General features: G+C 63.5%; 25 protein-coding genes. 10 read left to right on the top strand and 15 right to left on the bottom strand.

Going from position 1 to position 25,270, the window contains the following annotated elements:
- The first annotated feature begins 4 nt into the window (after positions 1 to 4).
- From ACLBKT_RS15455 to ACLBKT_RS15420, 8 genes are all read left to right on the top strand, one after another.
- Positions 5 to 445 carry a DNA-directed RNA polymerase subunit beta' gene (locus ACLBKT_RS15455; protein ID WP_410183877.1) on the top strand — a complete coding sequence of 147 codons (441 nt, stop codon included), beginning with the start codon at positions 5 to 7 and terminating at the stop codon, positions 443 to 445.
- A gap of 40 nt (positions 446 to 485) precedes the next feature.
- Entirely contained in the window at positions 486 to 1,844 is a 1,359-nt protein-coding gene (gltX, locus tag ACLBKT_RS15450; protein WP_410183876.1) for a glutamate--tRNA ligase, read from the top strand.
- Positions 1,845 to 2,113: 269 nt separating this feature from the next.
- The gene (locus tag ACLBKT_RS15445; protein WP_410183875.1) at positions 2,114 to 5,683 is read left to right on the top strand and encodes a hydantoinase B/oxoprolinase family protein; all 3,570 of its coding nucleotides are present in this window, start codon (positions 2,114 to 2,116) and stop codon (positions 5,681 to 5,683) included.
- On the top strand, positions 5,680 to 6,351 hold the full coding sequence (locus tag ACLBKT_RS15440; protein WP_410183874.1) for a DUF969 domain-containing protein: 672 nt from the start codon (positions 5,680 to 5,682) through the stop codon (positions 6,349 to 6,351). The genes ACLBKT_RS15445 and ACLBKT_RS15440 overlap by 4 nt, the downstream gene beginning before the upstream one ends.
- Positions 6,348 to 7,298 carry a DUF979 domain-containing protein gene (locus ACLBKT_RS15435; protein WP_410183873.1) on the top strand — a complete coding sequence of 317 codons (951 nt, stop codon included), beginning with the start codon at positions 6,348 to 6,350 and terminating at the stop codon, positions 7,296 to 7,298. Before ACLBKT_RS15440 ends, ACLBKT_RS15435 begins: the two co-directional genes overlap by 4 nt.
- Positions 7,289 to 8,287 (top strand): DUF2891 domain-containing protein, encoded by a 999-nt coding sequence (locus ACLBKT_RS15430; protein WP_410183872.1) that lies wholly within the window; start codon positions 7,289 to 7,291, stop codon positions 8,285 to 8,287. Before ACLBKT_RS15435 ends, ACLBKT_RS15430 begins: the two co-directional genes overlap by 10 nt.
- Before the next feature lie 118 nt (positions 8,288 to 8,405).
- Entirely contained in the window at positions 8,406 to 9,881 is a 1,476-nt protein-coding gene (locus ACLBKT_RS15425) for a WS/DGAT/MGAT family O-acyltransferase (protein ID WP_410183871.1), read from the top strand.
- Positions 9,882 to 9,916: 35 nt separating this feature from the next.
- Positions 9,917 to 10,714 (top strand): lipase family alpha/beta hydrolase, encoded by a 798-nt coding sequence (locus ACLBKT_RS15420; protein WP_410183870.1) that lies wholly within the window; start codon positions 9,917 to 9,919, stop codon positions 10,712 to 10,714.
- A gap of 74 nt (positions 10,715 to 10,788) precedes the next feature.
- Here the strand turns inward: ACLBKT_RS15420 and ACLBKT_RS15415 are convergent, their stop codons facing one another.
- From ACLBKT_RS15415 to ACLBKT_RS15380, 8 genes are all read right to left on the bottom strand, one after another.
- On the bottom strand, positions 10,789 to 11,181 hold the full coding sequence (locus ACLBKT_RS15415; RefSeq protein WP_410183869.1) for a reverse transcriptase-like protein: 393 nt from the start codon (positions 11,179 to 11,181) through the stop codon (positions 10,789 to 10,791).
- 216 nt (positions 11,182 to 11,397) lie between these two features.
- Positions 11,398 to 11,772 carry a Rieske (2Fe-2S) protein gene (locus tag ACLBKT_RS15410; RefSeq protein ID WP_410183868.1) on the bottom strand — a complete coding sequence of 125 codons (375 nt, stop codon included), beginning with the start codon at positions 11,770 to 11,772 and terminating at the stop codon, positions 11,398 to 11,400.
- Complete coding sequence (locus ACLBKT_RS15405; RefSeq protein WP_410183867.1) at positions 11,765 to 12,436, bottom strand: glutathione S-transferase family protein; 672 nt, start codon at positions 12,434 to 12,436, stop codon at positions 11,765 to 11,767. The genes ACLBKT_RS15410 and ACLBKT_RS15405 overlap by 8 nt, the downstream gene beginning before the upstream one ends.
- Before the next feature lie 15 nt (positions 12,437 to 12,451).
- Positions 12,452 to 13,198 (bottom strand): SDR family NAD(P)-dependent oxidoreductase, encoded by a 747-nt coding sequence (locus ACLBKT_RS15400; protein ID WP_410183866.1) that lies wholly within the window; start codon positions 13,196 to 13,198, stop codon positions 12,452 to 12,454.
- Positions 13,195 to 13,725, bottom strand: a complete 531-nt coding sequence (locus ACLBKT_RS15395) for a VOC family protein (RefSeq protein WP_410183865.1) — start codon at positions 13,723 to 13,725, stop codon at positions 13,195 to 13,197. The genes ACLBKT_RS15400 and ACLBKT_RS15395 overlap by 4 nt, the downstream gene beginning before the upstream one ends.
- Positions 13,722 to 14,513, bottom strand: coding sequence for a ThuA domain-containing protein (locus tag ACLBKT_RS15390; protein ID WP_410183864.1), 792 nt, complete (start codon positions 14,511 to 14,513; stop codon positions 13,722 to 13,724). The genes ACLBKT_RS15395 and ACLBKT_RS15390 overlap by 4 nt, the downstream gene beginning before the upstream one ends.
- Before the next feature lie 17 nt (positions 14,514 to 14,530).
- Positions 14,531 to 15,901, bottom strand: coding sequence for an aromatic ring-hydroxylating oxygenase subunit alpha (locus ACLBKT_RS15385; RefSeq protein ID WP_410183863.1), 1,371 nt, complete (start codon positions 15,899 to 15,901; stop codon positions 14,531 to 14,533).
- A gap of 17 nt (positions 15,902 to 15,918) precedes the next feature.
- Positions 15,919 to 17,991 carry a TonB-dependent receptor gene (locus tag ACLBKT_RS15380; protein ID WP_410183862.1) on the bottom strand — a complete coding sequence of 691 codons (2,073 nt, stop codon included), beginning with the start codon at positions 17,989 to 17,991 and terminating at the stop codon, positions 15,919 to 15,921.
- 196 nt (positions 17,992 to 18,187) lie between these two features.
- On the opposite strand from ACLBKT_RS15380, the gene ACLBKT_RS15375 reads away from it, so the two are divergent.
- A complete protein-coding gene (locus ACLBKT_RS15375; protein WP_410183861.1) occupies positions 18,188 to 18,961 on the top strand; it encodes a TetR/AcrR family transcriptional regulator in 774 nt (257 codons plus the stop codon).
- An 860-nt stretch (positions 18,962 to 19,821) separates the two neighbouring features.
- Positions 19,822 to 20,424 (top strand): hypothetical protein, encoded by a 603-nt coding sequence (locus tag ACLBKT_RS15370; protein ID WP_410183860.1) that lies wholly within the window; start codon positions 19,822 to 19,824, stop codon positions 20,422 to 20,424.
- Positions 20,425 to 20,798: 374 nt separating this feature from the next.
- On the opposite strand, the gene copC is transcribed toward ACLBKT_RS15370, so the two are convergent.
- From copC to ACLBKT_RS15335, 7 genes are all read right to left on the bottom strand, one after another.
- On the bottom strand, positions 20,799 to 21,179 hold the full coding sequence (gene copC, locus ACLBKT_RS15365; protein ID WP_410183859.1) for a copper homeostasis periplasmic binding protein CopC: 381 nt from the start codon (positions 21,177 to 21,179) through the stop codon (positions 20,799 to 20,801).
- Between the two features lie 24 nt (positions 21,180 to 21,203).
- Positions 21,204 to 22,061, bottom strand: a complete 858-nt coding sequence (locus tag ACLBKT_RS15360) for a copper resistance protein B (protein ID WP_410183858.1) — start codon at positions 22,059 to 22,061, stop codon at positions 21,204 to 21,206.
- Positions 22,058 to 23,782 (bottom strand): copper resistance system multicopper oxidase, encoded by a 1,725-nt coding sequence (locus ACLBKT_RS15355; protein ID WP_410183857.1) that lies wholly within the window; start codon positions 23,780 to 23,782, stop codon positions 22,058 to 22,060. The genes ACLBKT_RS15360 and ACLBKT_RS15355 overlap by 4 nt, the downstream gene beginning before the upstream one ends.
- Before the next feature lie 5 nt (positions 23,783 to 23,787).
- On the bottom strand, positions 23,788 to 24,360 hold the full coding sequence (locus ACLBKT_RS15350) for an RNA polymerase sigma factor (protein WP_410183856.1): 573 nt from the start codon (positions 24,358 to 24,360) through the stop codon (positions 23,788 to 23,790).
- Entirely contained in the window at positions 24,357 to 24,773 is a 417-nt protein-coding gene (locus ACLBKT_RS15345) for a periplasmic heavy metal sensor (protein ID WP_410183855.1), read from the bottom strand. The genes ACLBKT_RS15350 and ACLBKT_RS15345 overlap by 4 nt, the downstream gene beginning before the upstream one ends.
- A 17-nt stretch (positions 24,774 to 24,790) precedes the next feature.
- Entirely contained in the window at positions 24,791 to 25,048 is a 258-nt protein-coding gene (locus ACLBKT_RS15340; RefSeq protein WP_410183854.1) for a hypothetical protein, read from the bottom strand.
- Positions 25,048 to 25,270 (bottom strand): hypothetical protein (locus ACLBKT_RS15335; protein WP_410183853.1); only part of this gene is annotated, 223 nt, incomplete at its 5' end. The genes ACLBKT_RS15340 and ACLBKT_RS15335, both read right to left, overlap by 1 nt.

Here is a 25,270-nt window from a genome sequence, read left to right as displayed (position 1 = left end):
TCTCATGTCCCGGCACCACCCCCCCTCCGCCACGATCCAGAATATCATCGCGTCTCTCGCCGCACCCCCTCGCCTCCAGACGCTGGGACCAATTGCCGGGCGCTTCATCCATGCTCTGCGCCTAATCGCGCTGCATGAGCGGATGGGGCGCGATCCGGTGCCGGAGTTGGCGGCGCGGCTCGGCAGTGTGGAGGTGGCGGCGCGGGCGCTGATCCTTGCCCAGACGATTTCCGCCAGCTGGCCCGAGAACATCCATGTCTCGCGCTTCTGCTGCGGGTTGCTCAGCCATGACGAGGCGACCATCGGCGCCTTTGTCGATGCGGCCGCACAGGGCGAGCGGGCGACGTTCGAAGCGGCGCTCTCCGGCCTGATCCGCACCGACCGCACACACCGCCTGTGGGAAGGCGCACTGGCGCTTGCTGCGGCGGAACTGCGCGCTGTGTGAGCGCTTGCGGGCGCGGCGCGCGCGTTCTACCGCACGCCGCATGATCACGACCCGCTTCGCCCCTTCGCCCACCGGCCGCCTCCATGTCGGCAATATCCGCACTGCGCTGCATAACTGGATGCTGGCGCGGCAAGCCGGCGGGCGCTTCATCCTGCGGATCGACGACACTGATGCCGAGCGCAGCCGCGAGGACTATGTGGATGCGATCCGCGCCGATCTGACCTGGCTGGGCCTCAGCTGGGACGCCGAGGAGCGGCAGTCCGCGCGGCTCGACCGTTACGAAGCGGCCTTTGCGGCCCTACGGGCGGCGGGGCGGATCTACCCCTGCTACGAAAGTGCGCAGGAGCTTGAGGTCAAGCGCAAGATCGCTCTGGGTCGCGGCCTCCCGCCGATCTACGACCGGGCGGCGCTCAAGCTGACCGATGCCGAGCGTGCCGCCAAGGAGGCCGAAGGCACCCCTGCGCATTGGCGCTTCATGCTCGACCATGCCGAGCCGATCCAGTGGGATGACGGCATTCGTGGTCCGCAGAAGTTCGATGCGGCGCAGCTCTCCGATCCGGTGATCCGCCGCGCCGATGGTTCATGGCTCTACATGATGCCGAGCGCGGTCGATGACATCGACATGGGCGTCACACAAGTGCTGCGCGGTGAGGATCATGTGTCCAATACTGCTGTGCAAATTCAGATCTTTACCGCACTTTTTGCTGCGGGCTTTGCTGCAGGAGAAAGTGCAGCAAAAACGCTCCCCGCCTTTGCGCATGAAGCGCTGCTGGTGGGGCGTGAGGGCAAGCTTTCGAAGCGCCTCGGCTCGCTTGGTTGCGATGCATTCCGGGAACGCGGAATCGAGCCTGAGGCGATCATCGCGCTGCTGGCACGGCTGGGCACGTCACAGCCTGTCGAGCCGATTGCTGACCGCGCCGCACTGGTTGCGAGCTTTGATCTCACCACCTTCGGCCGCGCGCCAGCAAAGTTTGACGAGGAGGATCTGGAGCGGATCAACGCCGGGATCGTCCACCAGCTACCATTTGACGCGGTCGCCGATCGCCTCCCGGACGGGATGGACGCGGCCGGGTGGCACGCGATCCGCCCGAACCTTGCCCATATCGGCGAGGCGGCGGACTGGTGGCGGCTGGTCACCGGGCCGATTGTGCAGCCCGCATTCAGCGCTGAGGACAAGGCCTTTCTGGCCGAGGCCGGACGGCTGCTGGCGTGGGGCGATAATCCGTGGGGCGCGCTGACCACGGCGCTCAAGGAGGCCACCGGTCGCAAAGGCAAGGGATTGTTCCTGCCGCTGCGCCAAGCGCTCACCGGCATGGATCACGGCCCAGACATGGGCGAGCTTCTGCCGCTGATCGGCGAGGAAGAAGCCCGTGCGAGGCTGGATCAAGCCGCGGCCTAGCCCGCTGTGACCGCCAGGTAACGGCGCGCGACCCAGCCGGACGGGCAGACCCCGTCAGAGGTCGGGGTCGGGCCTTCCGCGCTTTGCGACAGGCCGCAGTCGTCGGCAATCCGTCCCATTCACGGTCAGCCCGCCAACACGGGTCTCCGTGGACTAGGACGACTTGTCGCTCCCGGCCTGGCGCATCGCGTCGATCACCTGATCGAGCGAGACCTCAGAATCCGTCGCCGCAGTTGCTTTGTCGTGAGCGCTGGACAACACAGCGATGCATGAAGCTGGCACAAACCCCCGCATGGCGCTTTGCTGTCGATCGTGGCGGCACGTTTACCGATGTCGTGGCCACGACGCCGGACGGGCGGCTGGTGACCGAGAAGCTGCTGTCGGAGAACCCCGGCCACTATGCCGACGCCGCCAGCGAGGCGGTGCGACGGTTGATGGCGCGTCATGGGGAGGGCCCGATTGCCGAGCTCCGCATCGGCACCACGGTCGCCACCAACGCGCTGCTCGAACGCAAGGGGGAGCGGCTGGCGCTGGCGATCACGCGCGGCTTTGCCGATGCGCTGCGGATCGGCAACCAGGCCCGGCCTCACATCTTCGCGCGGCATATCGTGCTGCCCGAGCAACTGCCTGCGACTGTCATCGAGATCGACGAGCGCGTGGCGGTGGATGGCACCGTGCTGCGCCCGCTCGACGAGGACGCGGCCCGCGCCGCCTTTACGCAGCTTCGCGCGGCGGGCTTCGATGCGCTCGCCATCGTGCTGATGCACGGGTGGCAGCACCGCGCCAACGAGGCGCGGCTGGCGGAGATGGCGCGCGCGCTCGGCTTTGCGCAGGTCAGCGTCAGCCACGAGGTCGCCCCGCTGATCCGGCTGATCCCGCGCGGGGATACGACGGTGGTCGACGCCTACCTCTCCCCCGTGCTGCGCCGCTACACCGATGCGCTGGCGGCGAGCCTGCCTGCGGCCGGGGCGCTCCGGTTCATGCAATCGAACGGAGGCCTCGCCGAGGTCGGCGCGTTCCGGGGGAAGGACGCGATCCTCTCCGGCCCGGCGGGCGGCGTGGTGGGAATGGTCGCGGCCTGCGAACCGCTCGGCCACACGCGGCTGATCGGGTTCGACATGGGCGGCACCAGCACCGATGTCGCGCATTATGCGGGCGAGGTGGAACTGACGGGCGACAGCGTGGTGGCGGGCGTCAGGGTGGCCGCGCCGATGATGCAGATCCACACCGTGGCGGCAGGTGGTGGCTCGATCTGCCGCTTCGATGGGTCGCGCTTCCGCGTCGGCCCCGAGAGCGCGGGGGCTGACCCCGGTCCGGCCTGCTATCGCAAGGGCGGGCCGCTGACGGTGACCGATTGCAACCTGTTCCTCGGGAGGATCGACCCGGCGTTCTTCCCCGCCGTGTTCGGCCCCAGCGGCGATGAACCGCTTGACCCCGAGGCCGCCCGCAACCGGCTGGAAGAGGTCGCCGCCGCGCTTCCCGAACCCACCGCGCTGGAGGCTATTGCCGAGGGTTTCCTCGCCATCGCGGTGCACAACATGGCCGGCGCGATCCGCAAGATCTCGGTCGCGCGCGGGCATGATGTGACGACCTATGCGCTTGCCTGCTTCGGCGGGGCGGGCGGGCAGCATGCCTGCCGGGTGGCTGACGCGCTGGGGATGGAGACGGTGCTCATCCACCCGCTCGCCGGAATGCTCTCGGCCTATGGCATCGGCCTTGCCCCGGTAAAGGCGATCCGCGAAGTCAGCCTGATGCGGCCGCTGGAGGAGAGCTTTGCGCGGGAGCTGGCCGCGCTCGAAGCAGACGCACGACAGTCGCTGCGAGATCAGGGCATTGCCGAGGACGCGATTGTGACGGAGCCCCGCGCGCGCCTGCGCTTTGCCGGGAGCGACAGCCTGCTTGCGATCCCTTGCGAGGCCCCGGCGCAGATGGATGCAGCCTTCCGCCAGCTGCATCGCCAGCGCTTCGGCTATTCCGACGCGGAGGGCGCGATCATCGTCGAGGCGCTGAGCGTCGAGGCGCTGGGGCAGGCGGGCGGGTTGGCCGCCGCTTCCGGCATCCCCGAAATAGGTGCCGCCACGGCGCCGTTGCTGCCCGGGGATTGGCCGGTCATGGCCCGCACCGCCTTGGCCACCGGCGAGATCGCCCACGGCCCGCTGCTGATCATCGACCCCGGCTCGACCACCGTGGTGGAGGAAGGCTGGCAGGCGCGTTTGGACCACGAAGGCAGCCTGATCCTGACCCGCGCCGTCCCGCTCACCCGCACCCGAGCCGCCGGGACGGCGGCCGATCCCGTCCGGCTCGAAATCTTCAACAACCTCTTCATGGCCATCGCCGAGGAGATGGGCGTGGTGCTGCAATCGACCGCAACCTCGGTGAATATCAAGGAACGGCTCGATTTCTCCTGCGCGCTGTTCGACCGGGAGGGGGCGCTGATCGCCAATGCGCCGCATATCCCGGTGCATCTGGGGAGCATGGGCGATTCCATCGCGCGGGTGATTGAGGCCCGAGGCGGAGTGCGCGATGGTCGCGGGTTCCGGCGCGGGGATGCCTATGTGCTCAACGATCCCTATCGCGGCGGGACGCACCTGCCTGACATCACGGTGATCGCGCCGGTGTTCTACGGCGAGGACGGCAAAGAGCCCGACGCCTTCGTCGCGGCAAGGGGCCACCATGCTGACATCGGCGGGATCGCGCCCGGCTCCATGCCGCCCGAAAGCCGCACCATCGCCGAAGAGGGCGTGCTGCTCGACAATGTGCTGTTGGTGGACGCGAGCCGCTTTCGGGAGGCCGAAATCCGCGCGGCGCTGGCGGCGGGCCCCTATCCGGCGCGCAACCCCGACCGGAACCTTTCCGACCTGCGCGCGCAGTTGGCCGCCTGCACGCGCGGCGCGGAATTGCTGGCGGCCACGGCGCGCGAGCATGGTCCCGAAGTGCTTGCCGCCTACATGAACCACGTCCTCGCCAATGCCGAGGAAAGCGTGCGCCGCTTGCTCGGCGGGCTGGCGGACGGGGCGTTCGCCTATCCGATGGACAACGGCGCGGTGGTTGAGGTGGCGATCCGCGTCGACCGCGAGAGGCGCTCGGCCGTGTTCGACTTCACCGGGACGAGCGGTCAACTGCCCGATAACTTCAACGCCCCCCGCTCCATCACCCGCGCCGCCGCGCTCTATGTGCTGCGCACGCTGATCGACGATGCAATTCCGATGAACGACGGGTGCCTGCGCCCGGTGACGCTGATCGTGCCCGAAGGGTCGATGCTGAACCCAAGGCCCGGCGCGGCGGTGGTGGCGGGCAATGTCGAGACCTCGCAGGTCGTCACCGACGCGTTGTTCGCCGCGACGGGCCGCCTTGCGCCGAGCCAAGGGACGATGAACAACTTCACCTTCGGCAACGAAGCCCACCAGTATTACGAGACGATCTGCGGCGGATCGGGCGCGGGGCCGGATCATCCGGGGACCAGTGCGGTGCAGACCCACATGACCAATTCGCGCCTGACCGATCCCGAGATCCTTGAAACGCGCCTGCCGGTGCGTCTGGAGGAATTCGCAATCCGGCGCGGCTCGGGCGGGGCGGGGCGGCAGCGCGGCGGGGACGGCGTGGTGCGGCGCGTGACCTTCCTCGAGCCGATGCGCGCCAACATGCTCGCCAACCGCCGCAAGGTCGCGCCGCGCGGGCTGGCGGGCGGCGGGGACGCGCTTGCCGGACAGAACTGGGTCGAGCGCGCCGACGGCAGCATTGAAAGCCTCGGCGCCACTGGCTTGGCGGACATGCAGCCCGGCGACAGTTTCGTGATCCTGACGCCTGGTGGCGGGGGTTTTGGAGGGGCAGAGGGATGAACTACTGGCCACTGGCGGGCATCGCCATCGTCGTTCTGGGCTTTGCCCTGCGGTTCAACCCGCTGCTGGTGGTGGTCAGCGCTGCGCTCGCAACCGGCGTATTGGCAGGACTTGATCCTGTTGCGGTGATCGAGGCGCTGGGCAAGGCGTTCAATGACAACCGCTATATTTCGGTGACGTGGATCATCCTGCCGGTGATCGGCCTCTTGGAGCGCTACGGCCTTCAGCAGCGCGCCCGCACAGTGATCGAGGGGATGCGCGGCGCAACGATGGGCAAGCTGCTCGTCGCCTACCTCGCCTTCCGCCAGCTCGCCTCGGCACTGGGCATGAAGGACATTGGCGGGCACCCGCAGGCGGTCCGCCCGCTGGTCGCCCCGATGGCCGAGGCGGCGGCGGTCAAGACCCACGGCGATCTCACCGAAGAGGCCCGCGACGAGGTAAAAGCGATGGCCGCCGCGACCGACAATGTCGGGCTGTTCTTCGGTGAGGACATCTTCTTCGCCATCGCTTCGATCCTGCTGATCCAAGGGGTGTTTGAGGCTGCGGGCTATCCGCTGACGCCCTTGCAACTGTCGGTCTGGGCGATCCCCACTGCAATCTGTGCCTTCGTGATCCACGCGGGCCGCATCCTTGCCTTTGATCGGCGGCTGGGGAGGGCACCCCGGTGATTACCTATGAATGGCTCTATGTGCTGGCAGGCGCGGCCTTTGCGCTTTGGGCGGCGCTCTCCGCAAAGGACGGACGCTTGGGGAATGCCGCATTCTGGGCGCTGCTGGCGGCGAGCTTCCTGCTCGGCAGCCACCTCTCCGATCTTGCCAACGGCGTGCTGGTGCTGGCGCTGGTGGGCATAGCCGGGCTCGGCGGCCTCAAACGCAGCGATCCGCCAACCACCTCGCCGCGGGAGCGCGAGGACCATGCCGTGCGGCTTGGCAACCGGCTGTTCGTCCCCGCGCTGGTGGTGCCGCTGACGGCGGTGGTGGGAACCTTGCTCTACAATTACACCCCATTGGGCGAGACCGGGCTGTTCGAGGCGCGGCGCGAGACGCTGATCCTGTTCGGCATCGGCACTGTCGCGGCATTGGTCGGGGCGATGGTGTGGCTGCGCCCACCGGTGATGGCCCCGGCTCAGGAGGGGCGGCGGCTGATCGATTCCATCGGCTGGGCGGCGATCCTGCCGCAGATGCTGGCAGCTCTTGGCGCGGTGTTTGCGCTCGCCGGGGTGGGCGAGATCATCGGCGGGATCGCGGGCAGCATCATTCCAGAGGGCAGCGTGTTCCTGACCGTGGCGGTCTTTGCGATCGGCATGGCGGGCTTTACCATGATCATGGGCAATGCCTTTGCCGCCTTTCCGGTGATGGCCGCGGCGATCGGCATTCCGCTGCTGATCGGACAATATGGCGGTAACCCGGCGGTGGTCGGTGCGGTAGGGATGCTGGCCGGGTTTTGCGGCACGCTGCTCACCCCGATGGCGGCGAACTTCAACATCGTGCCCGCCGCGCTCCTGGAGCTGAAGGACCAGAACGCGGTGATCCGCCAGCAGGTGGGCACGGCGGTGCCGCTGCTGGTGTGCAATATCGTGATTATCTATGTGGGGGCGTTCTGGCTGTGGAACTGACCGAGGACACCGCCCGTCGGTTCGCCCGCGTGGCGCTGGGGCATGTGGCGCGGCCCTTCCCCTACAAGGACGATCACGTCTTCACCGGGGAGGGTGACCTGCGCCTGCCGCAAGACGCGCATCCGGTGTTCTTCGGCAGTTTCGACTGGCATTCCTGCGTCCACGGCTGGTGGACCTTGTTGACGGTGCGGCGCCTCTTTCCCGAGATGCCCGAGGCTACTGCCATCGAGGATTTGGCAGATGCAACCTTCACCGAGGAGAAACTGGTGGTGGAGCAGGCCTACCTCGACCGTCCGGCAGCACGGGGGTTCGAGCGGCCCTATGGCTGGGCGTGGCTGATGTACTTGCACCACGAAGCCGCGCGGCATGAGGGGCACGCATGGGGCGCGCGGCTTGAGCCCTTGGCGCGCGCCTTCGCCGCGCGGTTTCGCGATTATCTCGCCATCCTCACCTATCCGATCACCGTCGGCACGCACTTCAACACCGCTTTCGCCCTGGTGCTGGCGCGGCGCTGGGCCCTCGGGCGCGACCTCGACCTCGTTATGCTGATCGACGAATGGGCAGAGCGCGCCTTCGGCCACCGCCGCGATTATGCGGGGTGGGAGCCGGGCGGGGACGAGTTCCTCTCCCCCGTCCTCACCGCTGCGCTGCTGATGGCAGAAGTCCGTCCGCATCTCGCCTTTGCGCCGTGGTTCGAGGCGCTGGTGGAGGCCAATGGCTGGCTTTCGCGCGAATGCCGCCCCGTGACCGTCTCCGACCGCAGCGACGGCAAGATCGCCCATCTCGACGGGCTCAACCTCAGTCGCGCCTGGTGCTTGCGCGACATTGCCCGCGCGCTTGGCCGCACCGCGCCGGACGATCCCTTGCAGCGGCTTGCCGACCAGCACCTCGCTGCGGCGCTGCCCCATGTCGAGGGCGACTACATGGGCGAACACTGGCTCGCGAGCTTCGCCTTGCTCGCGCTGCTGCCGCATAGCCGACGCCCGTAGCGGAAGGGCTTAACGGGGGCGGCAAGTTGACCGCCGCCCCGCGTCTGTTAGCCTCACGCTCACAAGCCTCGCCAAAAAGGGGCAACAGGGGGAGAGGGCCTTGCGACAATTGCAGGGAATGGATGCGTCCTTCGTCGCGCTGGAAACGCGCAATTCGCCGATGCATATCGGCTCGATCCTGGTCTACAACCCGGAAACTGCGCCCGGCAGCTTCGTCCGTTTCAAGGACATTTTGCAATTCATCGGCGCGCGGGCGCAGCTCAGCCGCACGATGCGACAGCGGCTGGTGCGGGTGCCGTTCGATCTCGATTATCCCTATTGGGTCGAGGACCCGGACTTCGATCTCGAATATCACGTCCGCCACGTGGCCCTGCCGCGCCCGGGCGACTGGCGACAGCTGTGCATTCAGGCAGCGCGGATCTTCGCCCGGCCGCTCGATCTCGACCGTCCGCCATGGGAGTTCACCGTTGTCGAGGGGCTCGACAACATCCCCGGCGTCACCCCGGGCAGCTTTGCGATGGTCACCAAGGTGCACCACGCTGCGATTGACGGGATGAGCGGGATCGACCTGATGGAGGCGCTCCACACGCTGCGCCCCGGCGATCCGCCCCCCAACCAGCCCGACACCTGGAAGCCCGAGCGCATCCCGAACCCCATCGAACTGCTTGGCAAAAGCTACTTCAACGCCGTCACCAATCCGTGGAAGCAGCTGGAGGTCGCCGCCAAGGCTGCGCCGGGTTTGGCCAAGGCGATCAAGGGCCTGGTGGTCGAGGACTTCACCGTCAGCGCCGACATGCTGGCGCCCAAATCGCGGTTCAACCGCAAGATCAGCCCCCACCGCGTGGTCGAGGGGCGCAGCTTCAAGCTGGCCGACATCAAGGCGATCCGCCTGCTTGTCGAGGGCGCGAAGGTCAATGACGTGTTCCTCGCGATCATCGGCGGGGCGATGCGCAAATATCTGCTCGCCAAGGACGATCTGCCGAAGAAGACCCTGACCGCAATGGCCCCGATCTCGGTGCGCGCCGGCGCCGAGAAGGGCGACATGGGCAACCAGGTTGCCGCCATGATCGCGCCCCTCGGCACGCATATCGAGGATCCGACGGAAAGGCTCGCTTTCGTCTTCTCGCAAACCGCCAACTCCAAGGCGATGTCCGACGCGATCGGCGCGCGCAACATGACCGAGATGAGCAAGGTCTCGCCTGCACTATTCATGGCGCTGGGCGCGCAGCTCTATACCCGCCTCGGCCTCGCCAATCGCGGCGTGGCGCCGCCGTTCACGACCGTGGTGACCAACGTCCCCGGCCCGCCGGTCCCGATCCACTTCACCGGCGCGCGGCTCGAAAGCATGATGGGGCTCTTGTGTCTTACCGACGGCCTCGGTCTCGGCCATGTGGTGCAGTCCTATTGCGACGAGGCGACCATCGCCTTCACCGCCGACCGCGAGCTGCTGCCCGATCCCGATTTCTACGTGAAATGCATCGAGGATAGTTTTGCCGAGCTGCTGGCTGCTACACAGCAAGCGCAAGCCGCTCCGACAGCGGAAGAAGCCCCCGCCAAGCGCAAGCGCGCCGCAGGCAAAGCCAAGCGGGCATGACTGGCCGAAAGCCCCGAACAGCGAAGGAAAACATGATGACAGCATCAGCATCGGCCGCCGCACAATTCGCCCCTCCGCCGCGCCCGCCGAGTCGGGTCTGGACCTTTATCGAAGGGCGTGCCGTGTTCGAACTGGGCGCCTTCTACATGACCCGCCCGCTCCTGTCGCACCTGCCCAAGGGGGATGGGCATGCTGTGCAGGTTCTGCCCGGCTTCATGGCGTCCAATTCCTCGACCGTGCCGATGCGGCGCTTGCTCAAGGGGCTAGGCTATGACGCCCACGGCTGGGACAGCGGGCGCAACATCCGGGTCGACAATGCGCTGATCGCGCGGCTGGAGAACCAGCTCAAGCGGTTGAATGACGACAGCGGCCGCAAGGTGTCTCTGGTCGGGTGGAGCCTTGGCGGGGTGCTGGCGCGTGAGCTTGCCAAGCTGCACCCGGATCGCGTGCGGCTGGTGATCAGCCTCGGCAGTCCGATCTCGGACGACCGCAACCACACCAGTGCGGCACGGTTGTTCGAGCTCTTGAACGGCAAGGACCCCGAACCGATGCGCGGGGGGCGTTTTCGCCGCCTTGATGAGGCGCCGCCCGTACCGACCACGTCGATCCTGACCAAGACCGACGGGATCGTCCACTGGCGCGGGTCGGTCCAGAAACCGTCTCGCACGCCGAGCGAGAATATCGAAGTTCATGCCAGCCATTGCGGGCTGGGGGTCAATCCCAGCGTGATGATCGCAATCGCCGATCGCCTCGCGCAGCCCGAAAACGCCTGGACCCCATTCGCGCCTTCGCTGGCGGTCCAATGGATGTTTCCAAAAACCAGTCTGGATTAGGAGTTCCCGGCTGCCTCAAGGTTGCCCGTGGCAGACATCTGCCTGCGGAGCCCGTAATCGTGGCCTCAAAAGCCTCAGCGAAGGGCATTGCGTTTGGCGAGGGCAATGCCTGCCAGATTTTGCTGACGCGGTGTCCAGACAAGACGCCTTGGCCGCCCTGACGCCGCGCATTCCTCATATTGAGCGAGGTGTTCCGCGGCTGCCATCGAACGACAACGGAATGAACCGCTCGCCTGCCGGATGACTTCCAAGGAGTCGCCAACCAGATCAAATTCGGGCTCGCCCAGAGATTGCGCCACTTGCAGCGCAAGCCGGAGGGCGATCCATTCGGCGTCACTGCTCGTGCCGTATCCCAAGTCGTCGAAAAAGTGGGTTACGCCGCGCGCGACAACGGCCGCCTCCAAAGCGCCGGGATTGGGGCGGCAGCCGCCGTCGAAGTAGACTTTAAGCGATCTGCGCTGTGACACGCGACGTTACCTTGTGAGGCCTCACAGAGAAGGCTTGATTGGCCGAATGCCTGCCAGTCCGACCGGCATCCTTGCCGCGCGGCGACAAAGGGCAGACTGCGCCATCGGTAGACCCATAAACAAGACAAAAAGAGGGATCTGATTGACCAGATCCCTCGAGGTATTCCGCGAATTGCGGGAGAGATGTCGCGGAAATATCAGGAAAGGCTTTGCGTATCAGGCGTCTTTCGGGATTTCATCCGGTGCAGGCGATCGTTGCGGCGGGGCCACCTCAATAATGCCATTGCGCTCGCGGATCGGCATTCTGAGCAGCGGCGCATAGCCTGCCCCCACACATCGACCTGAGCCGATGTCGAAGCGGGCCCCGTGAAGCGGGCACATAATGGCACCCCGCCTTAGCCGCCCCGTCGATAGCCGCGCCGATTGGTGCGGGCAGCAGTCATTGAATGCACTGAGCCCATCGCCCGATCTCACCATGAGAATCTGCCATTCGCCGACGCGGGCTGTCAGCATCTCTTCATCGCCAAGTTCCGCCGACGCGCAAATGGCGGCCCAATCCTGATCCTCGGTCTGGATCACCGGGTCAGCCATCCAAACTACCGGGTACGCCGACCCAAGCTGTCGGCCTTGCTTTCACCCTGTCGAAGAATCGCCGGAGCGCAGGTGCCTCCGGGGGGATGGGCTGATTATGGTTTTCACCAAATTGCAGGAAGCAATAGAGGTAGATGTCGGCGAGCGTGAAACGCGATCCACAAACCCAGCCATCATCCGCAAACAGGCGGTCGAACCAGATCATTTTCTCGTGCGCGCGCTGCTTGAGCACGGCCGCGGCTTCCAGCGGTAGAACTGTCTTGGTGAAGACCCCCTCCAGGGAGTGGTCCTTTTCGAAGAATTCGCGCCCCTCTTCGGCAGAAAAGCCTTCGCCCATTGGCTCGGCAATCTTCTGTTCGATCCTGCGGACCCACATTCGTGTCTGGGCGCGTTCGACCGGCGTGGTGCCGATAAGCGGGGGGCTGGGGTGGAGCTCTTCGATGTACTCGCAGATCGGCGTAATCTCGGTAATCGCCGTGCCGTCCTCGATCACGATAGCGGGAAGCTCACCGAAGGGGTTTACCTGCGATAGGAACGGCTCACGCCGGTTTTCGCGGCTGAACAGATCGACAATGCGTCGTTCCATTGTGACGCCCTTCTCTTGCGCAAAGATCCAGACGATCCACGGGCTCGGAGCGAACAGGTCGAAATCATAGAAAATCATGAAGGCTCCTCAGGATCAGGCGGCGGTGAAGCCGTTGTCGATCACGAATTCACTGCCGTTTACGAACGCAGCCGCGTCAGACAGCAGGAAAACGATCCCATCGACGACGGCTTCAACGGGAATGAAGGCGCCCGATGGCTGGAGGCTCCGCATCTGATCTTCGATTTCTGCGGCACCGCCCAGCTGCTGGACGATGTCCTGAACCATCGGCGTTTCGGTCATTGCCGGATGGACCGAATTGACGCGCACAGACGAAGGGTAAGCAATGGCTTCGAGTGCAGCGGACTTCGTCAGCATCCTGACTGCCCCCTTGCTGGCGCAATAGGCACCGGCCCCGGCAGCGCCTGCTATCCCCGCTGTCGATGAGATATTGACGATCGAACCCCTGCCGGCATCCAGCATGACGGGCATGACATGCTTGAGGCCGAGGAAGGTCCCTTCGACATTGACCCGCATCACGAGTTGGAAATCTGCGAGGGACATGCCGGTGATCGGCCCCATCCTGATAACGCCGGCGCAGTTGATCAGTCCGTCGATCCTGCCAAATGCCTGCAACACCTGTTCCACGGCATCGCGCCACCCATCCTCACTTGTCACGTCGAAGGAAAGCGCGAGACTTGCCGGGGCGCTCACGGGGCTGCGGTCAATTGCGACGACCTGCGCACCATGATCGTTGAGCCGGGTCAATGTGGCCGCGCCGATCCCTGAGGCTGCGCCCGTGACCAGATAGACTCTGCCGCTGTGCTCCGAACCCGCCATCATCCCGTGACCTCCTCGAACCGGCGCACCGGCGCGCTGGTCCCGTCCCAGGATCGGGCCAGGCGTTCCGAAAGCTCGAAGAAAGCTTGTACGGATGGCGTGTCGGAAATCAGCTCAAGGCGCACGCCAAAGCGCTCTCGGCAATCGAAGTAGCGAAGCTGGGACGCCGCATCGATCTGCGCGGTCGTCACAAGCGGCGCATCAAGGGCCGCACTGGCTGCCTCGATATCGGCTACCAATAGCCCGAAGTGATGCAGCACACATGTCTCGGTGGGTGGTGCATCACCATAGACATTGGGCCACGGGCCTTGGGCCTCGATCAACTCGATCATCATCGGTCCCGCCTGGGCAAAGGCGATCTCAAGGATCTGATCCTGAGGCTCACCGAGATAGGTCCACCCGTCGAAGCGCTGGCCGCGCATTACAACGAAGGGCCCCGCACTGGTGTGCGCCAGCCACTGCGCGACCGCCTCATCAAGGTCACGCACAATGAAGCCCAGTTGGCGAATATTGCCCGGTGCGTTGATCATGGCCGGGCGCTCTGCCGGGGGGCATCGCACAGCCATGCGATGCTTCGCTGCAGAATGCCGAGATAGGCCTCGTCTTCCCACGGGCCGGTCACCTTCGGCGCTTCGTCCATGAGCGGCACCATGTCATATTTGCCGCAGGCATGACCCAGCGGAGAATAGAGCACAGCGCCCTTGCCGTGATCCTTCACATAGAGCTGCGGGCGCGGTGGATCATCCGCGACAAACTCCGTGACGTAACCCGGCGTCGGGCCTTTGTAGCGGGCTGAGAGAAGGGTTCGGATTTCGCCGATGGGCACTGCCACGTAGGGTTCGTCCGTGATGACGAAGTCCTTCATCCCGCACGTGACAGGATGATCGTCGTCCTCGACATGGACATGGATCTCTTGCGCCGCGAGATGCGTGACAAACCGGCTCCCCAAAAGCGCCATGAAGGTCGGCGCGACGTGTTCCGGGGTCGATTTGACCAAGCCAGGAATCCGCACACCGCTGGTCACGATTTCAGGACCATCGGTGAATTCGAGGTGGGCGTTGACCGCGTGAAGCGCCAACAGCCGCCCGCCATTTCTAACGAAGGCGTCAAGCGCCTGCGCCTGCTCTTCTGACGGCATCAAGTCACAGGTGTACAGGATCACACCGCAGCATTCATCGAGCCTTTCAAGCCCGCTGAAGTCCTCGGCGCAGCTCGCCCGGATGCGCTCGTCCTGCATCATGAGCTGCAAGAGCGTGAACCTGGCCAGATCAAAATCGTGATACTTGCCACCGGTGATGACGTGAATGCGGCGTCGCATACTGGGTCGCCCTTCGCTCATCGGTCGCCGTGGCGCGGGAAATTGCCCATCAGGTACCGATCGATGGTCTGGTGAAAGTGCCGGATCCTCACCTCTTGGTCACCCAGGATCATGCCTCGGAAGCCGCGCGAAGCCGTGCCTTGCTGCATTGTCGGCATATTGGTCCCATCCTGCTGCAGCACATTGGCAAGCACCGGATCGAAAGTGCCGTCAAAGGCATCAGCATAGCGGGGCAACTCGTCGTGCCGGTACAGTCGATACTCGTAATCAGGCCGCGGCTCACCGGGCGGATCATGCCGCGTGATCAGGAAATCATAGTAGCAATAGGTGGGGTCGGTTTCGTGTGGCCGGTACCGGAACACAATCGACATTTCCGGGGTCGACGTGATCGTGGTGCCCGGGAAAAAGGTGTAGTGATACTGATGCGCCAGCTGTTCGTCATTGAGCGCCTCGTATGGGATATGGGATTTTCCCTCGAGCGCGCGCTTTTCCGCAATCACCGCAAGATGCGCTTGATGAGCGGGGCCCTCATATCCCTCTGGCAAGCCCAGCATGGCCTTGCGGATCGGTGTGATTTCGTCGCGCTCGTGCCGCAGTTCGCTGACCGTGTGGTTGAAGTTCAGCATCCGGCTGTGGATGCCGAGCAGCTCGATCGGCACGTCGAAGCCTTCGGCAAAATCCAGAAATTCGGGATGCAGGGCTTCGAAGTGGTAGCTTTCGTTGAAAGCATCGTGCGCGTGCTTCCAGTTTCCGGCCCATTCAAAGCTCTTGTAGTCGATCAGATTGTAGCGCTCGAGCTGGAAGCTTTCGAGATGCCGCCCCGCTTCCCCCAGAAAGTCGCGCAGGGGGGCCGCGTTCTCGTCCATATTGAACCAGACCCAGCCACCCCAGGTATCAACCTTGAGCTGTGGGAGCGCGAGCTCTTCAACAGGAATGCCATCGCGGAATTGCGCAAACAGGTGGGGGTGCATGACCTGTTTCAGGCTTCCGTCGAGGTTCCATTCCCATCCATGGAACGGGCACTTGAAGCGATCGACAAAGCCTTCCCGCGTCTGGCACAGAATGTTGCCGCGGTGCTGGCAAACATTGAAAAAGCCCCGGATGACCTCGTCCTGGCCCATCACAAAGAGCAGCGACTCCTTGCCTAGCGAATGCACGCGAAAGTCACCCGGCTCTTCGAGTTCGCTCACGTGGCAGCCGATGTTCCACGTGCGCGTCCAGATCATGTCCCATTCGCGCTGCATGAACTCGCGCGAGTGGAAGCGTTCGCCGTCGATGCGTTGCTGTCCGATGTCGGCAATCGGCTTGCGCGGAAGAAAAGGGGTCGCCTTCCATTCCCGAGCTTCGGCGGTGGACGCGTTGGTGAGGTCGTTTTCAATCTTTGCCATTTTCGCTTCCCGAAGGTTCAGAACCGCTTCTCGACAGAGATTCCGATGGTGCGCGGATAGGGAACCTGGTTTTGCCCGCCGGGCCGGGTGATCGGTCGCTGTGCGTTTCCGATGTTGTCGGAGAAGATCCCGATCTCGAGCCCGTTCTTTTCGACCGCGATGCGAGCGAAGCCGAGACCGAACCATGGGGCGAAAACGCCGTTGAACACGCTTTGCTGTTGAGAGCGATAGGAATAGCGCCCGCTCAGCATCAGGTCCCAGCCATCACCGATTGTTCCGGCATAATTGCCCGAGAAGGTGAAGGTATGCTTCGACGTGCCCGGCAGCTGATTGCCTTCCGATAGCCACGGCAGGGCCGTACCAACCTCGGGGATCACGTCGCGGATCTTGGTCGAGTTGATATTGCCGGAAGCCTGAAGCGAAAGGCCGGGAAGGGGCGTGCGCCAGGCCAGTTCGGCATCGATCCCCTTGCCGCGCACATCGCCAACCGGCACCACAATCGACTGGAGCGTGGGTGACAATTCGATCTGGGCATCGTTCCAGTCGAAGATGTAGGCCGAGACCGCGACGTCGACATCGCCCAGCCCCCACTTGATGCCGCCTTCATAGTTCCACAGGGTGTCCGGCGGCGAGCTGTTCTCGAAGTTGGTGCCGAGCGCGCCGTTCGCGCCCGCGATGATCGAACTCGAGGTGATCGCCCCTGACCGGAAGCCCTTGGCCACTTCGCCGTAGATCATCAGATCGTCGTTGGGTTTGATCGAGACGTTGAACCGCGGATTGAAGGTGTTGTTCTTGGCGCGGTCAATGCCGACCGTGGGAATGGTCACATTGCCCTCGATAAAGGTGATCGAGCTGTTCTCGGTGAAGGTTCGCTCTTCCTCGAAATAGCGTCCCCCTGCGGTAAGGTCGATGACGCCGTCGGCGAGGCTGTAGGTGAATTCTCCGTAGACAGCCCAAGCCTCGCTTTCGAGGAGGTTGTCATTGAAGGTCGCAAGCCCGGTCTGCCCGGCCACCGGGAAATCGTCGAGATTGACGCTCTGCCCGCCCTTGGTTTCGCCGTTCTGGTAGAACAGGCCTACGATCCAGGTCAGCGGCCCGGAGCCGTTGGATGAAAGGCGCAGGTCCTCGTTGAAATTTTTGGTCCGCAGCGGCCAGAAACTGGCGAAATCGCCGATCCCCGGGATAAAGCCGCCATTGTTGACGATGACATTATTGTCGATCCAGCCGGTGGTCGACAACAGGGTCGCAAAGTCGAGATCATAGGCGATGTCGGCAGTGAGCAGCGTGTAGCGCGAATCCGCAATGCCGAATGTCTGGTCGAGGATAGGCGGATCAGCCGTGGTGATCCGGTTGGAAAAGTCCTGCTTGGAGCGATTGTGCCAGGCTGCAAGCTGGACCATCAGGCGTTCCGTCGGCTCCATCCGCAGCTTGACGCGCCCATTGAAGGAACTGGCACCGTTCGCATCGTCTTCGCCGGTTGCGACATTGTCGGCAAAACCACCGATCTCGCGATAGGACACGACGGCGCGGAGGGCGACTTTGCCTTCCGATATCGGGACATTGATCATGGCATCGCCGCTTCCACCGGGATCCCCGCCGTCGGTGATGTTGCCTGTCAGGCGCGCCGCGCCTTCGACGGCATAAAGTTCGGGATCGTTGGTCAGAACCTTGATTGTGCCGCCAAGTGAGCCAAGGCCGTAGAGGGTGCCTGAAGGTCCGCGCAGCACTTCGACACGCTGAAGGTCGTAGAAATCGGCCGCTGGCGCGTAGGGCCGGCCCGGCAGTGAGAAGGCGAAGTTATCGAGATAGAAGCCGATGGTGGGATCACCGTCCGTCTCGGCTGCAGCAACGCCGCGGATCTGGAACACGTTTGAGCCGACGGAGATTGTCGAGCCGATCGTGGCGCTGGGAACGAGAGCGATGACGTCGTCGATCTGTTCGATCCCGAGGGCTTGAAGCCGCCCGCCGCTGATGGCCTGAACGGCTTGCGGGACGTCGCTGATCGCTTGCTCTCGGCGCTGCGCTGTGACCACGATCGCCCCCGCGTCCTCCGGCTGCGCTTGATCATCCGTCGCTGTCTCCTGAGCCAAGGCTGGAGTAGCGGACAGAACCACGGCGGATGCGAGTGAGGTCGCGGCACACAGACGCGCAAAGCGTTGCATTGAAGACATCATGAATTTTCCTCCCCAGTGGCCACTTTTAAGCAGCTCTGCTTTTTTGTCTGCCTGGTCTGGCGAAGTGTCAAGCAGCGTTGCTTTATTTTAGCGCTTTTGACAGGATTCGCCGGTGGGGCTTGCAATCGCCGACAAGATCGTTGCGATCCGCTTGAGCCCGATCAGTTTTGCAAAGTACAAGAGCGCGATGAGCAACTCGATGACTATCGATCCGACCCCCGTGCGCAAAGCGCGCTCGGGACGGGGTGTTCGCGGAAGCAGCGAAAGGCAGGCCGAGAAGGGTGAGCTTTTGCGCAAGGCTGCCTTAAACTCCGCGATCGAATGTCTGGCCGCCATGCCCTACTCCGAGGTCTCGACCACGCTCATCGCTGAGCGGGCGAACATTTCTCGCGGCGGCATGCAGTATTATTTCCCGACACGACTCGACCTCTTGCGCTCGGTCGTGGCGCATCTGCATGCGCGCCGCCTCGAGATTTTCCGAAAAGACTTGTTGGCCATCCGTGACCATAGCGACCTTATCGGGACGATGATCGACCTGCACTGGCAGCATCTCAACGAACTGGAGTTCAAGGCCTATCAGGAACTTGTTCTGGCAGCGCGGTCAGAGCCCCAGCTGGCGGACCTGCTGATGTCTAGCTACCGCAGCTTCCTCGAGGAATGGCACAGTATCGCGCGTGAGCTGATCGGTTGGGATGCTGAAAACCCTGCCGCAGCGCGGGCGGGGAACGTGGCGCATTACCTCCTCGAAGGGATGGCCTACGGACGACTTGGTGGACAGCTTCGCGACGACGAGATCGACGAGATAAAGGAATTTGCCAAGCAGACCATGAGGGCCGCGTCTCGCGACACCGACACTGCCGGACCCGTCAACGATAGCGACAGGTAGCAAGAGGCATATCCAGCAGCTCGCCCAGATTTTCCGTCTCAAGGATCGCGTCAAAGCAGGGTCTTTGCCCGTAGTAATACGCAGCCTGAGTTCGTCGCGCTCGAGCCGGGCCGCCTGAAGACTAACTTCAGACCAGACCCAGAAGCGATCCGCTTTTCTTTGTCGCCGAGGTGATGCTTCAACCGCCCGAGCTTGGAGGCGTTTGGGGGCGATTTCGCGCTATACGCCACGCTGGTGGTAGGTAGCACCGGGCAGCCAAGCTCGGATGCGCAAGGTTGTGAATGGAATTTGAGGACACGGCCTGGAACAGCGCAAAACGCGCGGCATCAAAACCTGCCCAAAAATGGCAGATTCCTAGGGTTTTTCAATGCTTTTGATGCCACTCCCGCAGGAGTTTTGGTGCCAGAAGAGGAACTGCATCACACCACTAAGTGACGACAATATATAAATATTTGAGCGGCCAAAATAGGCATGACCCCCACTTTGACCCCCAAGGGTATTCGGGGGCTCAGATTAGGCTCGGTCGGCTAGATTTGCGCGGAAGTATTTAAACGCTTCGGCCGCTTTAACGACGATCGCGCAATGCTGGGCTGCGGCACACCTAGCTCACTGGAAACCTGAAATGAGCCTTGCTTTCCAAGCGACAGGCAATGGATCTGCTCGTATTTAGGAAATTGGTGGCGCACATTTAGAGCCGTAGATTGACCAACAAGCAAGAAGCGCCGACGCCCACATGAGGCAATTATGTCTGGCACCTCTGCCAAACCCAGTTTGGGCTTTGACGGCATAATGATGGAGAGGAGAACCTAGTGAATCCCGGATCTGACATGCTAAACGAGTTTGGGCTTCGATCATTTGAGATGCCCGATTTGAACACAAAGCAGGATGACAGCTTTTGGCGGATTCATGTCACTTTCCGTCCGAACGGGCGCAGTTATCCGGTCAACGGTCATCCAACCTCGGTAGGAACTGAGGTATTAGTAAAAATGGAGAGCAGCGGGGCACTCATTAGAGCCACTGTTGCGAGGATTGAAAGAGCTTCTAAGCCATGCAAAAACTCGATTGTGTGCTACGGGGAAATGATAGCCCGGTATGGCCGGGGGCCGGTAGATGTTGTTGATTCTTGCACTCTTGCAACGTTTCTTTCCTCTTTACGCTGGAAAATCGTTTCTACTAGTCCAAGCACACAATTTCATGCTGAGAAAGATCTCAATGTTGAAGCTTCAAACATTTGGCAAAAGGCTTGGGTTTTAGAAAATAACGGCCCTGATCGACTCAGTTTCCCTCTGAGAAAGACTTTGCTTTTTTCAGAAAACAAAAAATCTCCGTTGGCAAAGTATCGAATCGGGTGGCAAAAATTGAATTCCGGTATCCTTGAATTAAATAATAGATCTATCGACCGTTCATCGTTCACGGATGAGCGAAATCCTTGGAAAGCAGCGGCGGAATGGGCTGAGGATTGACCGGTTCTCCCAGATTAGATGAAGAAAGGCCCTGGGCCCTAGAACTCGCTAACACACGTTCCGAGAACAAATCTCAAGTTAGCCAGCGGTGGATGGCTCAAAGCAGGAAGGACCGCCGGATAGGCAGCACCAGAGTCGAGAACCCTGGCAGGGTCTAGGACTTCTTCTATTTACAGCGCAGCGACTATGTTATCGTGACGTGCTCTTCGCTCAGCGCTCGATAGACGCTCGCTCGTGCGATCCCCAAAAGCGCCACGGCGGCTTTGCTCCCACTTCTGGAAAATTCCTGCCATTCAGGAAGCGACCCCGAAACCGTCATTGGCAGAGCGGTTTGAGATTGTTCGAAATGAACAGTTTCGGGGTGGTGGCTGCTCTCACGTCACGTTGAAGGTCACACTCCCGTTCATGGTATGCCCGTCCGCAGCGGCGGCCTGCCAGCGCACCTCGTAGGTGCCGGTAGGCAGCGGCTTCTTGAGCGTCAGGGTCATGGTCTTGCCCTCATCCGACCAGCTTGCGGTGAAGTTGCGGATCGGCATTTCGCCATGGTTCGCCATCTCCGGCATTGCGGTCATGACGATGCTGGCCGCGGCCGAGGACGGATCAACGGGCTGGCTGAAGGTCAGGGTTATGGCCTTGGGCGCCTTGGCTTCAGCGCCCGCAGCGGGCGTGGATGTCGTCAGTTGGACATGGGCCAGCAAGGAGGCGGGCACGAGCGCCGAGAGGGCAAGGGCAGCGAAAAAGGCTGGAATGCGCATGAGTGATCTATCCCTTCAATGTGATCAAAACCAGAAACGGATGCCGGCTAGAAAGCTGGTCGCGGATGGGTCTTTGCCGCGAACGCGGGCGAGAGCGGCGCTGCGTCCAGTGCGCCAGGACTGTTCGATGCCGACATAGGGGGCGAATTCGCGGCGAATTTCGTAGCGCAGCCGCGCGCCGACCTCGATCTGATCGAGTCCGGCACCGATGCCCAGTTGGGGAATGGTTTGCGCCGAAAGGTTCGCCTCGATACGAGGCTGAAGGATCAGGCGCTGAGTGATGCGCTGGTCAATTTCGGCCTCAATCCGAGCGGTCACATCGCCGCGGTGCGACAGAAACAGCGCGGCATCCACCTCGAACATATAGGGCGCAAGGCCCTGCAAGCCGATCACCGCATGTGTGGTGTCTGGCCCGGCGATGTCGTGCCGCACGCCTGCCTGCACGTCCCAGAAGGGCGCGAAGGCTTTGGCATAGAGCACCTGCAGCTCGGCATCTTCGGGATTTTCGCCGAATGCACCTTCGCCTTCGCTCTTGAACCATAGCCGCTCGGTCGGGCCGCCGTAATAGCCTTGAATGTCCCACAGGTAGATGTCCGCGCCATCGCGCATCTGCGCCTCCACCCGGTCGCCCTGGAACCAGAACACCGGGAAATCGCCATGGGTGCGGCGCAGATCCTCGCGTGAGGCTTGCATGGCATCGGCGCCCCAGATCGCATCGGCGGCGCGCGGAGCGCCGCTGCCAGCGACGGCAGGGGGCGGGGTTTCCATGACCGGGCCGGGGGAAGCTGGCTTCCTCTCCGCATCGCCATGACCGTGGTGCTGCTGCTGGCCAGCAGCAGGCACCGCGCCGAGCAGTGCCATCAGGACGAGGCCGTGTTTCACGCGCCCCGCTCCGGCCCCATCACCGTCACGGTCTGCATCATCCCGCCGTGCATATGATACAGCAGGTGGCAGTGAAACGCCCAGTCGCCCGGTTCATTGGCGGTGAGATCGAACTGCGCGCTCGCCCCGGGCTGGACGATGACGATGTTCTTCCTCGGTTGGTGGGCGGCATCCTCGCCATTGACCAGCGTGAAGAACATCCCATGCAGGTGGATCGGGTGCGCCATCATGGTGTTGTTGACGAGCTTCACCCGCACCCGCTCGTTCCACGCGAAGCGGATCGGCTTGTCGCGAACGGTGGAATACATCTCCCCGTCGAACGACCACATGTAGCGCTCCATATTGCCGGTAAGGTGCAATTCGAGCAGGCGGGAGGGCGTGCGCGTATCGCGGTTCGGTTCCAGCGCCGAGAGCATCCGGTAGGTGAGCACGCGGTGCCCCACATCGCGCAGGCCAAGCCCCGGATCGCCCAGCTTGTCGACTGGGGTCATGGAGACCATGTCGATGCCCGGGCCGATCTTGACGTCGGGGGGCAGCAGCAGCGTATCGCGCATTTTCATGCCCTTCATGCTGTGCCCCGCGCCCGTGTCGCCGTGGTTCATGCCCATATCGCCCATGTCGAGCAGGGGCGGCTTCCTCGGCGGCGGAATGGGCGCGCGCGCGCCGGGGCGGCTTGCGAGGGTCGCGAGCGCCATGCCGGACCGGTCCATGCTCTCCGCGACTATAGTGTAGGCTTCGCCGCGCGGCTCCACGATCACGTCGTAGGTTTCCGCCGTGCCGATCTGGAACTCATCCACCTCGACCGGTTTCACGTTCTGGCCATCAGCGGCGATCACTGTCATGGCGAGGCCGGGGATGCGCAGGTTGAAGAAGGTCATCGCCGAACCGTTGATGACGCGCAGCCGCACCTGCTCGCCGGGGTTGAAGAGATATTCCAGTCCCTCCTTCGGCCCGCGCCCGTTGGCGAGGTAGGTGTAGGTCGACCCGGTCACATCGGCGATATCGGTCGCTGGCATGCGCATTTCGGCCCACATCCGGCGATCCTCGGCGGAGAGCGGGTAATCATCGGTCCAGGCGGTCTGCTGGTAGTTGAAATAGCCTTCGCCCTTCCGCAGCCGGTCCATGATCTTGTGGGGGTGGAGCGGGGTGAACTCGCTCAGGAGGAGAATATAATCGCGGTCGTATGCCGCCGGCTCCGCGCCTGCCGGATCGATGATCAGCGGGCCATAATGCCCCTGCTGCTCCTGAAGGCCTGAATGCGAATGATACCAGTAGGTGCCCGCCTGCCGCACCGGGAATTCGTAGGTGAAGGTCTGGCCCGGCCTGATCCCCGGAAAGCTGATCCCGGGCACGCCGTCCATGTGGAACGGCACCAACAGTCCGTGCCAGTGGATCGAGGTGTCCTCGGCGAGATGGTTGGTGACGTTGAGGCGAACGGTCTGCCCCTCTTTCAGACGGATCAGCGGGCCCGGAACGCTCCCGTTGACTGCAATGCCGTGCCCCTTGCGCCCCTGCACCACGCGCGGGCCGTGGCCCACCGCTAGGTCGATCGCCATGCCCGACACCTCATCAAAGCCGACGCGGATCGGCGCGCCGCCTTGCATGCTGTGCCCCGAACCGCCCAAGGTATGCCCCTGTGCCCAGGCAGGCAGCGCGGCAAAGGCCGAAGCGGCCCCCGCTCCGGCAAGCAGGCGGCGACGGGTAACAGGTGGAGTGGTCATGCCCCCTATACGCGGGGGCGCGGGTCACCCCTCACCAGCTGCGACAATTTCTGCCGCGCCCGATAGAGGCGGGTCTCCACCGCCTTGGCGCTGATCCCCAGTGCCTCGGCGGTCTCCTGCTGATTGAGGCCTTCGATCGTGCGCAGGATCAGCACGTCCTTCAACGAGGAAGGCAGCTCGGCAATGGCGCGAGCGGTGGCCGCCAGTTCATCCCTGCTCGCGACCTGCGTTTCGGGAGAGGGTGCATCATCGGCAATCCAGTCGGCGGCAAGCTCGGGCAAGGTCAGGCCGAGGAACCGACGCACCGCCCGTCGCCGCGCCCGGTCGCGGCACTTGTTCAGCGTGATCGCGGCGATCCACCCGCGAAACGGCCGCGCCGGATCGTAGCGCGAAAGCGCGCCGAAGGCTGCAACAAAGGCCTCCTGGGTGATGTCGAACGCCTCGTCAGCATCGCCCGTCGCACTGCGTGCAAGCCGATAGACCGCCTCGCGGTGGCGCTCTGCAAGGGCACGCGCTGCCTGCGCCTCGCCCGCCAGGACCCCGCGAACCAGCGCCGCATCCGGATTGTCGCTGCTCACTGGCCCGTTTGCGCAAGGCTTTCGGCAACCGCCGCATCGAACTTCGCCTGCTGGTCGGCACGCAGGATCGCCCGCATCGCAAAGATGTGTTCGAGCGTCGCCTTCTGAAGTTCGCCCATAGCCACATGGGTCGCATCGACCGCTGCCGAGACGCGCGGGCCATACTGGTGCTCGGCTGCAATCGCTTCTGCCAGCTGGGCATTATCGGCCTTGAGCCGTGTCTCTAGCGCTGCGCGTCTGGCGGCGAAATCCCGCTCCAGCGCCTCAAGCGCGCGTTCCTGTGCCGGGTCAAGATCAAGCCCCTCATGCATCAGCGCGTGGAGCTCTGCCCCGCTCTGATGCGCTTGGGGCTGCATCATGCGTCCGATCCAGACCCCGACCAGAGCCAGTGCGACCACCGCAACAGCAGCCATCACAAGGGCGCGCAGGCTCATGGCTGCCCCAGCGCGATCAGCGGCGTCAACGATGGCGCGGGGCCAAAGGCAACCAGCGGAGTTTCCGCCCGTGTCTCTCCGGACAGCCCGCTGACCACCCCGATGCCAAGCGCAGCAAGCATGGCTACACCCAGCGTGGTGCGCGCCCGCAGTGCCTCAACCCGCGCCTGCGTCGCCAGCGCAGCGCCGTCGATTGCAGCGAGGCCGGGCACCGGGACCGCAGCCAGCCGCGCGAGATTGTCGTCGAGATCCATCACTTTTCTCCTGCGAGGTGTAATACGCAAGACGGCAGGAAATCCCTCACCACTTCTGCTGCACAAAGCAATGGTTCGAGCGGATGATGGCATGCGAAGCCCCAGAACCGGCCATTCGCCTCCCCACTTAGTTGCGGAAATGAGCGCCGCCGATCTGTGATCCCGAAACCGGTCGGGCGGCTTTGCCTCAATTCTGGAAAATTCCTGCCCTTCAGGTTCCGC

It is taken from the genome of Erythrobacter sp. W302b, assembly GCF_046452395.1.
Taxonomy (GTDB): domain Bacteria; phylum Pseudomonadota; class Alphaproteobacteria; order Sphingomonadales; family Sphingomonadaceae; genus Erythrobacter.
Note: the sequence above shows the minus strand (reverse complement) of the source record. Positions and strands in the feature narration are given on the sequence as shown.

Excerpts from the sequence above, each read along its gene's own strand:
- ACLBKT_RS15420 (WP_410183870.1), top strand. The coding sequence starts at position 9,917 with ATGACAGCATCAGCATCGGCCGCCGCACAATTCGCCCCTCCGCCGCGC.
- ACLBKT_RS15440 (WP_410183874.1), top strand. The coding sequence starts at position 5,680 with ATGAACTACTGGCCACTGGCGGGCATCGCCATCGTCGTTCTGGGCTTT.
- ACLBKT_RS15400 (WP_410183866.1), bottom strand. The coding sequence starts at position 13,198 with ATGATGGCGGGTTCGGAGCACAGCGGCAGAGTCTATCTGGTCACGGGC.
- ACLBKT_RS15405 (WP_410183867.1), bottom strand. The coding sequence starts at position 12,436 with ATGATTTTCTATGATTTCGACCTGTTCGCTCCGAGCCCGTGGATCGTC.
- ACLBKT_RS15340 (WP_410183854.1), bottom strand. The coding sequence starts at position 25,048 with ATGGATCTCGACGACAATCTCGCGCGGCTGGCTGCGGTCCCGGTGCCC.
- ACLBKT_RS15395 (WP_410183865.1), bottom strand. The coding sequence starts at position 13,725 with ATGATCAACGCACCGGGCAATATTCGCCAACTGGGCTTCATTGTGCGT.
- ACLBKT_RS15385 (WP_410183863.1), bottom strand. The coding sequence starts at position 15,901 with ATGGCAAAGATTGAAAACGACCTCACCAACGCGTCCACCGCCGAAGCT.
- ACLBKT_RS15425 (WP_410183871.1), top strand. The coding sequence starts at position 8,406 with ATGGATGCGTCCTTCGTCGCGCTGGAAACGCGCAATTCGCCGATGCAT.
- copC (WP_410183859.1), bottom strand. The coding sequence starts at position 21,179 with ATGCGCATTCCAGCCTTTTTCGCTGCCCTTGCCCTCTCGGCGCTCGTG.
- ACLBKT_RS15445 (WP_410183875.1), top strand. The coding sequence starts at position 2,114 with ATGAAGCTGGCACAAACCCCCGCATGGCGCTTTGCTGTCGATCGTGGC.
- ACLBKT_RS15390 (WP_410183864.1), bottom strand. The coding sequence starts at position 14,513 with ATGCGACGCCGCATTCACGTCATCACCGGTGGCAAGTATCACGATTTT.
- ACLBKT_RS15345 (WP_410183855.1), bottom strand. The coding sequence starts at position 24,773 with ATGGCTGCTGTTGCGGTGGTCGCACTGGCTCTGGTCGGGGTCTGGATC.
- ACLBKT_RS15355 (WP_410183857.1), bottom strand. The coding sequence starts at position 23,782 with ATGACCACTCCACCTGTTACCCGTCGCCGCCTGCTTGCCGGAGCGGGG.
- ACLBKT_RS15370 (WP_410183860.1), top strand. The coding sequence starts at position 19,822 with ATGCCCGATTTGAACACAAAGCAGGATGACAGCTTTTGGCGGATTCAT.
- gltX (WP_410183876.1), top strand. The coding sequence starts at position 486 with ATGATCACGACCCGCTTCGCCCCTTCGCCCACCGGCCGCCTCCATGTC.
- ACLBKT_RS15410 (WP_410183868.1), bottom strand. The coding sequence starts at position 11,772 with ATGGCTGACCCGGTGATCCAGACCGAGGATCAGGATTGGGCCGCCATT.
- ACLBKT_RS15455 (WP_410183877.1), top strand. The coding sequence starts at position 5 with ATGTCCCGGCACCACCCCCCCTCCGCCACGATCCAGAATATCATCGCG.